The organism is Pseudomonas sp. Pse1, from assembly GCF_024519635.1.
Taxonomy (GTDB): domain Bacteria; phylum Pseudomonadota; class Gammaproteobacteria; order Pseudomonadales; family Pseudomonadaceae; genus Aquipseudomonas.
In genome coordinates, this window is the sequence record NZ_JALJRO010000126.1 from 1 (window position 1) to 248 (window position 248).

Below are 248 nucleotides of genomic sequence, written 5' to 3' on the forward strand. Positions count from 1 at the left end.
GTATCACCGGCTTTGACGGTGACGGTGCCACCGTTGCTGAGTTTGACGGTGAGGTCATCCTTCAACGCCTGGTTGATGCTGACAGTGAAGGTTGGGTTGGCGTTTTCGAATACGTCGCCGTTACCGGCGATGCTGACGGTCACAGTGTCGGTGGTGTCATTGATCTGTACGACACCTGGCTCTTTGCTCAACTGCAGATCTTCGAAGGCCTGATCCTTCACGGTTGCGCTGTCGATGGTAACGCTCAG

General features: G+C 55.2%; 1 protein-coding gene. It reads right to left on the bottom strand.

Annotation, left to right across the window (positions count from 1 at the left end; translation table 11 throughout):
• Positions 1 to 248, bottom strand: a 248-nt coding sequence (locus tag NR126_RS28695; RefSeq protein ID WP_256832530.1) for an immunoglobulin-like domain-containing protein, incomplete at both ends; no start/stop codon positions are given.